The 13,540-nt window shown below is 67.1% G+C and carries 9 protein-coding genes; 5 read left to right on the forward strand and 4 right to left on the reverse strand.

What is annotated here, in order from left to right; translation table 11 throughout:
- Positions 1-332 precede the first annotated feature (332 nt).
- Positions 333-2,099, reverse strand: a complete 1,767-nt coding sequence (locus DN824_RS02190; RefSeq protein ID WP_138406763.1) for a sodium:solute symporter family protein — start codon at positions 2,097-2,099, stop codon at positions 333-335.
- Between the two features lie 10 nt (positions 2,100-2,109).
- A complete protein-coding gene (locus DN824_RS02195; protein ID WP_138406764.1) occupies positions 2,110-2,376 on the reverse strand; it encodes a DUF4212 domain-containing protein in 267 nt (88 codons plus the stop codon).
- Between the two features lie 309 nt (positions 2,377-2,685).
- On the opposite strand from DN824_RS02195, the gene pulA reads away from it, so the two are divergent.
- The gene (gene pulA / locus DN824_RS02200) at positions 2,686-5,802 is read left to right on the forward strand and encodes a pullulanase-type alpha-1,6-glucosidase (protein WP_138406765.1); all 3,117 of its coding nucleotides are present in this window, start codon (positions 2,686-2,688) and stop codon (positions 5,800-5,802) included.
- Between the two features lie 15 nt (positions 5,803-5,817).
- Here pulA and rloA2 read toward each other — a convergent pair whose 3' ends face one another.
- Complete coding sequence (rloA2, locus tag DN824_RS02205; RefSeq protein WP_241663888.1) at positions 5,818-6,345, reverse strand: retropepsin-like aspartic peptidase RloA2; 528 nt, start codon at positions 6,343-6,345, stop codon at positions 5,818-5,820.
- Positions 6,346-6,712: 367 nt separating this feature from the next.
- Between rloA2 and DN824_RS02210 the strand changes: the two genes are divergently transcribed.
- The 3 genes from DN824_RS02210 (at position 6,713) to yccS (ending at position 11,446) form a co-directional block, all read left to right on the forward strand.
- A complete protein-coding gene (locus DN824_RS02210; protein ID WP_138406766.1) occupies positions 6,713-7,609 on the forward strand; it encodes an acyltransferase in 897 nt (298 codons plus the stop codon).
- A gap of 80 nt (positions 7,610-7,689) precedes the next feature.
- Positions 7,690-9,069, forward strand: a complete 1,380-nt coding sequence (dbpA, locus tag DN824_RS02215; protein WP_138406767.1) for an ATP-dependent RNA helicase DbpA — start codon at positions 7,690-7,692, stop codon at positions 9,067-9,069.
- Between the two features lie 187 nt (positions 9,070-9,256).
- On the forward strand, positions 9,257-11,446 hold the full coding sequence (yccS, locus tag DN824_RS02220; protein WP_138406768.1) for a YccS family putative transporter: 2,190 nt from the start codon (positions 9,257-9,259) through the stop codon (positions 11,444-11,446).
- Here the strand turns inward: yccS and DN824_RS02225 are convergent, their stop codons facing one another.
- On the reverse strand, positions 11,447-12,184 hold the full coding sequence (locus DN824_RS02225) for a substrate-binding periplasmic protein (RefSeq protein WP_138406769.1): 738 nt from the start codon (positions 12,182-12,184) through the stop codon (positions 11,447-11,449).
- Between the two features lie 169 nt (positions 12,185-12,353).
- Here DN824_RS02225 and DN824_RS02230 point away from each other — a divergent pair, with 169 nt between their 5' ends.
- A complete protein-coding gene (locus DN824_RS02230; RefSeq protein ID WP_138406770.1) occupies positions 12,354-13,538 on the forward strand; it encodes a BaiN/RdsA family NAD(P)/FAD-dependent oxidoreductase in 1,185 nt (394 codons plus the stop codon).
- Positions 13,539-13,540 lie beyond the last annotated feature (2 nt).

Consider the following 13,540-nt stretch of genomic DNA (forward strand, 5'->3'; position numbering starts at 1 on the left):
CCTGCACCAGCATCTGGTCGAGCAGCGTGAGCCGTAGCCGGCCTGGAAACGCTGATCGTACCGAGGGCGGTGGGCGCCGCCGCCCTGTCCGGTGATCGCCATGCCGGCACCATCCGAACCACGGGCGCTCTCAGCTGTACCTGATGCGCCGAGCCTGGCTCGCCGGCGCCGGCGCTCATCGCCCGCTTGTCTTAACCGCCAAGCCTAAAGGCACAGGCTGCGGTGGCAGCACGAGGCGATGCCTCGACGGGCGGGATATCGAGGACGCGCCCGGCAGCACAAAAAAAGGCGCCGGATTTCTCCGGCGCCTTTTTCATTTCACGGGGGCTCGATCAATGATCGATGGCCGCCCCGGCTCCACGCGGTACGCGGATGTCTTCGATCAGCGTCTGGATTTCAGCTGGCGGCGGCGCGGTGAACTTGGCGACGACCACGGCAGCGACGAAGTTGAAGATCATGCCCAGGGTACCGATACCTTCCGGCGAAATGCCGAACCACCACTCGTTCGGGCCCGCGGTCGGGTTGATGAACTTGTAGTAGACGATGTAGCAGAAGGTGAACGACAGCCCGACGATCATGCCGGCGATGGCGCCTTCCTTGTTCATCTTCTTGGAGAAGATCCCCATGACGATGACCGGGAAGAACGAGGCCGCCGCAAGACCGAAGGCGAACGCCACCACCTGCGCCACGAAGGCGGGCGGGTAGATGCCGAACAGGCCGGCGATGACCACCGCGACACCTGCCGCGATACGTGCGGCCAGCAGTTCTCCCTTCTCGCTGATGTCCGGCTTGATGTTGCTCTTGAGCAGGTCGTGGGAGATCGACGTCGAGATCACCAGCAGCAGACCGGCCGCCGTCGACAGTGCAGCCGCCAGGCCGCCCGCGGCGATCAGCGCGATCACCCAGCCCGGCAGGCCGGCGATTTCAGGGTTGGCCAGAACCATGATGTCGTTGTCGACGTAGAGCTCGGACGCAGCCGGCGTAGGCGCGTTGGTCAGCAGGCGCTCGCCCGACGCCCCGCGATCGGCGGCGTAGGTCGGCTTGCCGGCGAAGGCAGCGCCCGGGCCGTACTGGATGACGCCGTCGTTGTTCTTGTCCATCCAGGCGATCAGGCCCGCGTTTTCCCAGGTCTTGAACCAGTCCGGCACTTCGGCGTAGCTGGTGTTGGGGACCGAGGTCAGCAGGTTGGTCCGCGCGAAGGCGGCGACTGCCGGAGCGGTGGTGTAGAGGATGGCGATGAACAGCAGGGCGTAACCGGCCGACTTGCGCGCGTCACGCACGGTCGGGGTGGTGAAGAAGCGAACGATCACGTGGGGCAGGCCCGCGGTACCGACCATCAGCGCCATGGTGATGAAGAAGATGTCGGTGGTGGACTTGCTGCCATCGGTATACGGCGTGAAGCCCAGTTCCGCGCCCAGGCCGTTGAGGCGGTCCAGCACGGACTCGCCGGTGCCGGTGACTTCGCTGCCGAAGCCCAGCTGCGGGATCGGGTTGCCGGTGACCATCATCGAGATGAAGATCGCCGGCACCATGTAGGCGAAGATCATCACGCAGTACTGCGCCACCTGGGTGTAGGTGATGCCCTTCATGCCGCCGAGCACGGAGTAGAAGAACACGATCGCCATGCCGATCATCACGCCGGTGTTGATGTCGACTTCCAGGTAACGCGAGAAGACGATACCGACGCCGCGCATCTGCCCGGCCACGTAGGTGAAGGAGATGAAGATCACGCAGATCACGGCCACGACGCGCGCGGTTTGCGAGTAGTAGCGCGTACCGACGAACTCGGGGACGGTGAACTTGCCGAACTTGCGCAGGTAGGGCGCCAGGCACATGGCCAGGAGCACGTAGCCGCCGGTCCAGCCCATCAGGTACACCGAGCCGTCGTAGCCGGCGAAGGCGATGATGCCCGCCATGGAGATGAACGAGGCCGCCGACATCCAGTCAGCGCCGGTCGCCATGCCGTTGAGTACCGGGTGCACGCCCTTGCTCGCGACGTAGTACTCGCTGGTCGAACCCGCGCGGGTCCAGATGGCGATGCCGATATAAAGCGCGAAGGTCGCGCCGACGAAGAGGTAAATCAGGGTTTGGGTATCCATGCTCAGCGCCTCACTCTTCGTGCAAATCGTATTTGCGATCGAGTTTGTTCATCATCAGCACGTAGACGAAGATCTCGATGACGAACACATAGATCGATCCCTGCTGAGCGAACCAGAAGCCCAGGGGGAAACCGAAGAATTGAATGGCGTTGAGTTGGTCGACCAGGAGAATCCCGAAGCCGAATGACACGATGAACCAGATCGCAAGGAGCCAGAGCATCAACCGCAAGTTCTCTTTCCAATAAGCCGTTGCGGCCTCTTGTTTGGTACTGGACATAAGCCCTCCAGATTTTGTTGTTGTTATGCAGGGGTCAAGTTAACAGGCATTGCCGACCACGCCGCTAAGACTTTCGTCGCAATCGCCCGTCCTTGAGCGCAACAGAGGGCCAAGCCCCCGTGCCACGCGGCTTCGCACGAAGCCTGAACCTGGCCAAAGGCTATCGCTTCCCCGACCTACGCCCCCTTTTCTCGCGCGCCGGAGGATGTTGCGCAGCCGCGCATTGCCGATCATCGCGCAGCGGTGACAACAACAAAGGGGGCTCCGGCGCACGCGCGGTCGGCAGCCCGCACCAATCCGGTGAATGCCATGTCCAGACCCTCCCTGCTCCATGCCTGCCTTCCCGTTCTGCTCTCCGGCCTGCTGGCCTCCCAGGTGGCGCTCGCCGCCCCCCTCGATCCGGCACCGGACGAAGCCCTGCTCTACTACCAGCGAGGCGATGGCGATTACGCCGGCTGGGGCCTGCACCTGTGGAACACGCCCCAGTGCAGCGGCGTGCGCGAGGAAACCGGCTGGGACCGTCCCCTGGCCGCCTCGGGCATCGACCCGCAGCTCGGCGCCTACTACCGCATCCCGCTGACGGCGCAGGCGAGCTGCCTGAACCTGATCGTGCACAAGGGCGACACCAAGGACCTCGGCGGACTGGACCACACCTGGCGCCTGGACGAACTCGGCCGCCGGGTGTTCAGCCGCAGCGGTGATCCCCGGCTGTCCGCCACCCCGCTTTCCGCACCGGGCGTCGCCATCGACGGCGCCCGCGCCCATTGGCTCGATGCCTACACACTGGTGATCCATGAAGGCGAACAGACCGCGTCACGGTTCGAGTTGCGCTACTCGCCGACGGCTGATATCCGCATCGACGGCGAGCAGCGCAGCGTCCAGGGTGGCCAGGCCCTTGCCCTGCGCCCGGCTACGCTGCGCAAGGCGCTCAAGGAACAATTCCCGCATCTGGCCGAACAGCCGGCCTATGCCTTCCAGGCCAGAGCCTCACAACTGCGTGAAGCGTTCAAGAGCCAGCTGGTGGTGGTCGGCTATGACGGCCAGGGCCGGGTCAGCAGCGCAACCCAGGTACAGATGCCGGCCGCGCTGGACCTCTTGTTCAGCCACGAAGGCGAGCTGGGCGCGCGAATAGACGCCGCGGGCGTCGAGTTCGCGCTCTGGGCGCCGACCGCGCAGCGCGTCAGGCTGCACGTGTTCGACGAGGCCAGGCGCCTGCTGCCCGGCTTCCCCAGGCCAATGCAGGAACGCCGCGGCGTCTGGCGCTATCACGGCGACCGGCGGCTGGACCGGCACTACTACCAGTACGAGGTCACGGCCTACCACCCGGCGACCGGGCGGATCGAGACCAGCCTGGTGTCCGACCCCTACGCCCTGAGCCTGTCGGCCAATGGCCAATACGCCCAGGTGGTGAACCTGGACGACCCCGATCTCAAGCCCGCCGGCTGGGATTCGCTCGAGCGCCCCGGCGTCTCCCACCCCGAAGCGGCCGTCATCTACGAGACCCATGTGCGCGACTTCAGCGCCAGCGACCGCGAGCTACCGCCCGCGCTGCGCGGCAAGTACCTCGCCTTCGCCCAGCCGCAGAGCCGTGGCGTGCGCCACCTGCAGACACTGCGCGAGGCGGGCCTGACCCACGTGCAGCTGCTGCCGGTGTTCGACATCGCCACGGTCGACGAGGATCCCGCGCAGCGGGTGGACATCGACGACCCCTTCGCCAGGCTCTGCGAGCGCTCGGCCAGCGCGCGGGAAACCTGGGCCGGGTATTGCGGCGGGCAGAGCATCCGCTCGGTGCTCGAAGGCTTCGATCCGGCCAGCGGCCAGGCGCAGGCGCTCCACGACGCGCTACGCGGGCTGGACAGCTTCAACTGGGGCTACGACCCGTTCCACTTCAGCGTGCCGGAAGGCAGCTACGCCAGCGAGGCGGAAGGTCCCCGGCGCATCCTCGAGTTCCGCCAGATGGTGCAGGCGCTGGCCCAGCGCGACCTCGCGGCGGTGATGGACGTGGTCTACAACCACACCCACGCCTCGGGCCTGGGCGAACAATCGGTGCTCGACCGGATCGTTCCGGGCTACTACCACCGCCGCGACCCGGTCAGCGGCGCGGTGGAGCAGTCGAGCTGCTGCGAGAACACCGCCAGCGAACACCGCATGATGGAAAAGCTGATGGTCGACTCGCTGCGGGTCTGGGCGCGCGACTACAAGATCGCCGGCTTTCGCTTCGACCTGATGGGCCACCACATGCGCAGCAACCTGCAGGCCGCCTACCGCGCCGTGCGGCAGATCGATCCGGACACCTACTTCTACGGCGAAGGCTGGGATTTCGGCGAAGTGGCCGGCAACGCACGGGGCATCAACGCGACCCAGCTCAACATGGCCGGCACCGGCATCGGCACCTTCAACGATCGCCAGCGCGACGCCGTACGCGGCGGCAGCCCGTTCGACGGCGGGCTGGACATCCGCCGCAACCAGGGCTTCGCCAACGGCCTGTTCGTGATGCCCAACGAGCTGAACGCGGGCAGCGCCGAAGAGCGGGCGAGGCTGCTGCACCTGACCGACCTGATCCGCGTGGGGGTGGCCGGCGGTCTGCGTGACTACCGCTTCGTCAGTGCCGACGGAAGCCTGCGGCGCGGCGCGGAGATCGACTACAACGGCCAGCCGGCCGGCTATACCCTCGACCCGCAGGAGACCATCAACTACGTCTCCAAGCACGACAACCAGACGCTCTGGGACAACAACCAGTACAAGCTGCCCGCCTCGCTCCCCACCGCCGAGCGGGTGCGCGCGCAGCTGGTCGCCCTGGCGGTGCCGCTGCTCAGCCAGGGCATCCCGTTCATTCACATGGGCTCGGACATCCTGCGCTCCAAGTCGATGGAACGTGACAGCTACGATTCGGGCGACTGGTTCAATGCGGTGGACTTCAGCTATGCCGACAACAACTGGAACAAGGGCCTGCCGCGGCAGGACAAGGATGGCGACAACTGGCCGCTGATCCGCCAGATCATCGCCGACCCGAACGCGGCCCCGGCGCCGACCCATATCGAAGCCGCGCGCCAGGGCTTTCTCGAACTGCTGAAGATCCGCAGCGGCAGCCGCCTGTTCCAGCTCGACAGCGCGCGGGAGGTGCAGCGCCGGTTGCAGTTCCACAACACAGGTCCGCAGCAGTTGCCGGGCGTGCTGGCGTTCAGCCTGGACGACGGCCCGGGCATGGGCCGTGACCTGGACCCCAACCACCTGGCGCTGATGGTGGTGGTCAACGCCAGCACCCGCACCGCACGCCTGCCCGGCGCGGCGGGCTACCAGCTGCATCCGGTACTGCGCACCGCGCATGACCACCGCAGCCGCGAGTCGGCCACGGTCAATGGCGAATTCAGCGTGCCGCCATTGACCACGGCGGTCTTCGTCAAACCCCAGCAGCGCCTGCGCTGAGGGGATACCCCCCGCTCAGCAGTTGGGCTGGCCGGCGGTGTACTTGCGTGACGGGTCGATGGCGGCGTCGAGTTCGCGAATCGCGGAGGTGCCGATCAGCAGCGGGTAGGTGAAGCGCGAACGGTCGGTGAGGTTGACCTCGATGGTGCGACGCTCGTTGCCCAGGCAGATTTCCATCTCGGCCACCGGACGTTCGGCGACGTTGGGCGTGGCTTCCTCATCGCCGTCGTCATCGGGGTCGCGGCGTTCCTCGCTGCGCACCTTGATCTCGCTGATACGCACCAGGCGATGCTCGTAGAGGGTGTCGTCGGCGCCCTCGATGGCCAGGCGAAAGCGCACCCACTCTTCGTCGTCGCGCTCGAAACGCTCGATGTCCTTGGCCGACAGCGAGGCGGTCATGGCACCGGTGTCCATCTTCGCCTTGAGCGTCTTGCCGATGTCGTCGACGCGGATGTATTCGTAGCGGCCATAGAGCACCGGGTCGTCGGCGAGAGCCGGGCCAGCCAGCGCGCAGGCCAGCAACAGGGGTAGGCAACGGCGCAAAAGCGTTCTCCTTCGAAGCAAATGTCAGGGTGAGACAGGGCCCATTGTGCATTCGTTCGCCCCTCGGTGCAGGCCGGGCCGGCGCCTGGCCGGACGCATTGCCGTCTCGCGCCACCCGGCGCTCAGCCGGTCGGTGCCGTAATGATGGGGCCTGGGGACGGGTCGGGCGGAACCGATCCCGCCCCCGAAAAAATCTTTACTTCGGGTGTCGGCGCCCCCTCGGATGCGCAACGCTGGCCGATCATCGGGCCATGCCAGGGCGGTGCCCAGGCGCACCGACGACGCCGGCATTAGACGAACGGCGGTCGAATGTGGCTAATTCACCCGTCTGCAATGCTTGCCAACCTGTTCTGCCATGAGGAATCGCATGGGTCGTGTGTTCACCGGCGTGCTCGTCATCGCCCTTCTGTTGCTCAATACCCTGGTGCTGATCGGACCGATGATGGTGCTGGCCGTCATCCGGCTGGTGCCTGTCCAGGCCGTCCGCGACGCCTGCTCCAGGGGCGTGATGTGGATCGCCGAAAGCTGGGCCGAGATCGACAAGCTGATCTTCGCCTGGCTCACTCCGACCGTGTGGGACATTCGCGGCGGCGAAGGGCTGCGCCGCGACACTTCGTACCTGGTGATCAGCAACCACCAGTCGTGGGTCGACATCCCGGCGCTGGTGCAGGTGTTCAACCGCAAGGCGCCCTACTTCAAGTTCTTCCTGAAAAAGGAACTGATCTGGATCCCCTTCCTCGGCGCGGCCTTCTGGGCGCTCGACTATCCGTTCATGAAACGCTACTCCAAGGCCTATCTCGCGCGGCACCCGGAGATGAAGGGCAAGGACCTGGAGATCACCCGGCGCGCCTGCGAGAAGTTCAAGCGCCTGCCGGTGACCATCGTCAACTACCTGGAAGGGACGCGCTTCACCTCCGTCAAGCAGGCGCAGCAGGCCTCGCCCTACCAGTACCTGCTCAAGCCCAAGGCCGGCGGCGTGGCTTTCGTGCTGGCGAGCCTGGGCGAGCAGCTCGACGCGATCCTCGATGTCACGGTGATCTACCCGGGCACCCGCATCCCCGGCTTCTGGGAGCTGATCAGCGGGCAGGTGCCGCGGGTGATCGTCGACATCCGCACCCTGCCGCTGGAGCCGGCGCTGTGGCAGGGCGACTACGAGAACGACCCGGTGTTTCGCCAGTTCCTGCAGGGCTGGGTCAGCGACCTGTGGGCCGAGAAGGACGCCCGTATCGCCGAACTGCGCCAGGAGCGGCACCTCGACCGTTGACCCGGCGCGGCACGGGCGGCCCGGTTTATCGCCGGGCGCCCTGCTAAACTGCCTGCCGTTTCCCTTCTGAAGATACCGCCGTGTCCAGCTCCGCCTTTTCCAGCCTCCCCCTGTCGGCCGCCATGCTGGCCAACCTCGAATCCCTCGGCTACGCGCAGATGACACCGATCCAGGCGCAAAGCCTGCCGGTGATGCTCAAGGGCAAGGACCTCATCGCCCAGGCAAAGACCGGCAGCGGCAAGACCGCGGCCTTCGGCATCGCCCTGCTCGACCCGCTCAACCCGCGCTACTTCGGCTGCCAGGCGCTGGTGCTCTGCCCGACCCGCGAACTGGCCGACCAGGTGGCCAAGGAGATTCGCCGGCTGGCGCGCAGCGCCGACAACATCAAGGTGCTCACCCTCTGCGGCGGCGTGCCGTTCGGCCCGCAGATCGGCTCGCTGGAGCACGGCGCGCACGTCATCGTCGGCACCCCGGGACGCATCCAGGAGCACCTGAAGAAAGGCACGCTCGTGCTCGACGGGCTCAACACCCTGGTGCTCGACGAAGCCGACCGCATGCTCGACATGGGCTTCTACGACGCCATCGCCGAGATCATCGGCCAGACCCCGGCCAAGCGGCAGACGCTGCTGTTCTCGGCCACCTACCCGGCCGGCATCAAGCAGCTGTCGGCGACCTTCATGCGCGACCCGCAGCAGGTCAAGGTCGAGGCCTTGCACGACGACCAGCAGATCGAGCAGCGCTTCTACGAGATCGACCCGCAGCAGCGGATGGACGCGGTGGTGCGGCTGCTCGACAGCTTCCGCCCCGAATCCTGCGTGGCGTTCTGCTTCACCAAGCAGCAGTGCCAGGACCTGGTCGAGCACCTCACCGCCGAGGGCATTTCGGCGGCGGCGCTGCACGGCGACCTGGAGCAGCGCGACCGCGACCAGGTGCTGGCGATGTTCGCCAACCGCAGCCTCTCGGTGCTGGTGGCCACCGACGTCGCCGCGCGCGGGCTGGATATCGAGACGCTGGACATGGTCATCAACGTCGAGCTCGCGCGCGATGCCGAGATCCACGTCCACCGGGTCGGCCGTACCGGTCGCGCCGGGCACAAGGGCCTGGCCGTGAGCCTGGTGGCGCCGGCCGAAGCACAGCGCGCCCGGGCGATCGAGGAACTGCAGCGCGCGCCGCTGAACTGGCACCCGCTCTCGAGCCTCAAGCCCAGGGCCGGCGAGCCGCTGCAACCGCCGATGAAAACCCTCTGCATCGCTGCCGGACGCAAGGAAAAGCTGCGCCCCGGCGACATCCTCGGCGCCCTGACCGGCGAGGCCGGCATCGCCGGCGCGCAGGTCGGCAAGATCGCGCTGTTCGACTACCAGGCCTTCGTCGCGGTGGAGCGCAGCGTCGCCCGCCAGGCGCTCAAGCGGCTCAACGAGGGCAAGATCAAGGGCCGCTCGCTGAAGGTGCGCGTCCTCTGAGCGCTGCCCGATAACGCGGCGTCTGCCCTTCGCCCGCCGTCGCCCGATCACCGGGTGACGGACGGACGCCGCCGCGGCCGTTTCGGTACAGGCCTTGCTTTGCTGAAGATTCTTCCGCCCTTCCTGTGACAGGCTGTCATGAACAGCGTCCAAGATCGGCATTCGCTTCGAGACAGGGCCGTTCTGCATGGTTTCACCCTCCCTTCGCCATTCCTTGCGCCGCCTCTGGGCGCTGGAGAAATTCGGCTACAGCCTGCGCGTGTTCATCGCCCTGGCGAGCACCATGGGCCTGGCCTGGTACCTGGATCACCCGGCACTGGTGATCCCGCTGTTCCTCGGCATCATCGCCAGCGCCCTGGCCGAGACCGACGACAGCTGGCTCGGCCGGCTCACCGCCCTGCTGGTCACCCTGTTCTGCTTCAGCATCGCCGCCATCGCGGTGGAGCTGCTATTCCCCTATCCGCTGCTGTTCGCCGCGGGGCTCGCGGCCTCGGCCTTCGCCCTGGTCATGCTCGGCGCCCTCGGCGAGCGCTACGCGACCATCGCCTCGGCCACGCTGATCCTCTCGATCTACAGCATGATCTCGGCCGACCAGCGCGGCGGGGAGAGTCCGGATTTCTGGCGCGACCCGCTGCTGCTGGTCGGCGGCGCGGCCTGGTACGGGCTGCTTTCGGTGCTGTGGAACGCGCTGTTCGCCCACCAGCCCGTGCAACAGAGCCTGGCGCGGGTGTACCGGGAGCTGGCGCACTACATCAAGCTCAAGGCCGCACTGCTCGAGCCGGTGCGGCAGATGGACGTCGAGGCCGGCCGCCTGGAGCTGGCCCGGCAGAACGGCCGGGTGGTCGCCGCGCTCAACACCGCCAAGGAAACCCTGCTCAACCGCCTCGGCCACGGTCGTCCCGGCGCCACCATCAGCCGTTACCTGCGCCTGTACTTCCTCGCCCAGGACCTGCACGAGCGGGTCAGCTCGTCCCACTATCCCTATCAGGAGCTGGCCGAAGCCTTCTTCCACAGCGACGTGCTGTTTCGCTGCCAGCGCCTGCTGCGCCTGCAGGCCAGCGCCTGCCTGGAGCTGGGCGAAGCCATCCGCCTGCGCCAGCCGTTCCAGTACAGCGAGGTCAACGCCCAGGCGATGGCCGACCTCGACGCCTCCCTCGAACACCTGCGCCAGCAGAACAACCCCGCCTGGCGCGGGCTGCTGCGCTCGCTGCGGGCGCTCTCGGGCAACCTCGGCACGATGCAGCGCCAGCTCGCCGGGGCCAGCAACCCGGACACCGTGGAAGGCCAGCAGGACAGCAGCCTGCTCAACCGCCACCCGCAATCGCTGCGCGACGCCTTCGCCCGCATCCGCCTGCAGCTGACGCCCACTTCGCTGCTGTTCCGCCATGCGTTGCGCATGTCGGTGGCGCTGGTGTGCGGCTACGCGGTGCTCCACGCGATCCACCCCGAGCAGGGCTATTGGGTGCTGCTGACCACCGTATTCGTCTGCCAGCCCAACTACGGCGCGACCCGGGTCAAGCTGGTCCAGCGGGTGACCGGCACGGTGCTCGGCCTGCTGGTCGGCTGGGCGCTGTTCGACCTGTTCCCCAACCAGCAGGTGCAGGCGCTGTTCGCCGTGGTGGCCGGGGTGGTGTTCTTCGTCACCCGCACCTCGCGCTACACCCTGGCCACGGCCGCCATCACGCTGCTGGTGCTGTTCTGCTTCAACCAGGTGGGCGACGGCTACGGGCTGATCTGGCCGCGACTGTTCGATACCCTGCTCGGCAGCCTGATCGCCGCCGCGGCGGTGTTCCTGATCCTGCCGGACTGGCAGGGGCGCCGGCTGAATCAGGTGCTCGCCAACACGCTCAGCTGCAACAGTGACTACCTGCGCCAGATCATGTCGCAGTACGACACCGGCAAGCGCGACGACCTGGCCTACCGGCTGGCGCGGCGCAACGCCCACAACGCCGACGCCGCGCTCTCCACCACGCTGTCGAACATGCTTCTGGAGCCCGGCCGCTTTCGCAAGGAAGCCGAGACCGGTTTTCGCTTCCTGATCGTCTCCCACACCCTGCTCAACTACATCTCGGGCCTGGGCGCGCACCGCGAAAGCCTGCCGGACGATGCCAGCGACGAGTTGCTCGACAGCGCCGCCGAGCGCCTGGCCGCGACCCTCGACGAGCTGGCGCTGGCGCTGCGGGAAAACCGCCCCGTGGAGATCTACAGCGAAGAGGAACAGGCGCTGGCGCAGCGCCTGGAACAGGCGCCCGAGGACATGGACGACGCCCACCGCCTGGTGCAGACCCAGCTCGGGCTGATCTGCCGCCAGCTGGCGCCGCTGCGCAGCATGGCCGTGCACGTCATGAAGCACAGCGCCAGGCCCGAGGCCGGCTGATCAGGGCACCGGCACGCCGAACTGGTTGAAGATCGCCCGGTAGCTGCCGTCGGCCTGCATCCGGGCGATTTCCCGGTCGAACGCCTGGACGATCTCGTCGCAGCGCGGATGCCCACGACGTACCAGCAGCGACAGCCCGTTCTCGCTGTACGGGGTGGGCAGCATCTCGTACGCCTCGCGCACCAGGCGCAACTCGTTGCGCAGGTGATGGCGCACCACCTGTTCGTCTTCCAGGGTCAGGTCGATGCGCCCGGCGCTGAGCATGCGCGCGGCGCTGACGAAATCGGCGACCTCTACCCGTTCCAGCGCGGCGTCCTGCTCGAGTTCCGGCGAATAGGCGTAGCCACGCGACAACCCGATCCGATAGGGATGCAGGCTGTGCAGCCCGTCGTAATCGATGGCGCTGCCACGGCGCACCACCCAGCGCAGGCGGTTGTTCAGGTAGGGCCGCGAAAAGGCGGCGAAGCCCAGCCGTTTGGGGCTGTACCAGGCGCTGGTCAGGTCGTAGTCGCCGCGCACCAGGCCATGCATCACCCGGCTCCAGGGCACCTCGACGTACTCGACCTCGTAGCCGGCGCGCCGCAGCGCGGTGGTCACCAGCTCCACGGCCAGCCCGTTGCCGGGCAGGCGCTGGTCGGTATACGGAGGCCAGGGACTGGCCGCCAGCCGCAGGGGCTGCGCGGACGCGGGGCCTGCCACGAGCAGTATGAGAAGCAGCAACCAGGACGACGCGCGCATCGACTCCCCACCGGTGCATGACGTTGAGTTCCTTTGACAGCCTAGCGGTCCGCTTCGTCGATGCCAGACGTCGCGCCAGCGGGCCGATCTCCGGCGAGCCGCCCGGCGGCGAGGTCACAGCGGGCGAACGATCCATTACCATGCGCGCCTTCGATGCGAGGGCGAACGGGTGCAGACAAGCGATGTGGTGATCATTGGTGCGGGCGCGGCAGGCCTGATGTGTGCGTTCGTCGCCGCCGGGCGCGGCCGCCGCGTGCTGCTGCTGGACCATGCCAACAAGGCGGGCAAGAAGATCCTGATGTCGGGCGGTGGCCGCTGCAACTTCACCAACCTGTACACCGAGCCGGCCAATTTTCTGTCCGGCAACCCGCATTTCTGCAAGTCGGCGCTGGCGCGCTACACCCAGTGGGACTTCATCGCGCTGGTCGCCAAGCACGGCGTGCCCTATCACGAGAAGAAGCTCGGCCAGCTGTTCTGCGACAACAAGTCCAGCGACATCCTCGGGATGTTGCTCGACGAATGCCGCGAAGCGGGCGTGGAGCTGCGCCTGGAGACCCGTATCGAGCAGATCGAGCGGAGCGAATCGGGCTACCGGCTGCACACCAGCGCCGGCGCGGTCGCCTGCCAGTCACTGGTGATCGCCACCGGCGGTCTGTCGATCCCCACGCTGGGCGCCACCGGCTTCGGCTACCAGATCGCGCGCCAGTTCGGCCACAGCGTGCTGCCGACCCGCGCGGGCCTGGTGCCCTTCACCCTCACCGATCCGCAGCTCAAGGCCCTGTGCGGCGAGCTGTCCGGAACCTCGGTGGAAGACTGCCTGGTGAGCTGCAATGGCCAGCGCTTCCGGGAGAACATCCTGTTCACCCACCGCGGCCTTTCAGGCCCGGCGATCCTGCAGATTTCCTCGTTCTGGCAACCGGGCGATACGGTCGAGATCAACCTGCTGCCGCACCTGGACCTGCTCGAATGGCTGACCGCCCAGCAGCGCGAACGCCCCAACAGCGAGCTCAAGACCCTGCTCGCCGAGCTGTTCACTAAGAAGATGGCCGGCCTGCTGGCCGAGCACTGGTTCGTCTCCAAGCCGCTCAAGCAGTACGTGCCCGCCGAGCTGGAGGCCATCGCCGAGCGGCTTTCGTGCTGGTCGCTGGTGCCGTCGGGCACCGAGGGCTATCGCACGGCTGAGGTCACCCTGGGCGGGGTGGACACCCAGGAGGTCTCGTCCAAGACGATGGAGTCGCGCAAATCGCCGGGGCTGTATTTCATTGGTGAGGTGCTGGACGTGACCGGGCACCTGGGGGGCTTCAACTTCCAGTGGGCCTGGGCTTCGGGCTTCGCCGCCGCCCAGTACGTCTAGCC

This window comes from Stutzerimonas nosocomialis, from assembly GCF_005876855.1.
Classification (GTDB): domain Bacteria; phylum Pseudomonadota; class Gammaproteobacteria; order Pseudomonadales; family Pseudomonadaceae; genus Stutzerimonas; species Stutzerimonas nosocomialis.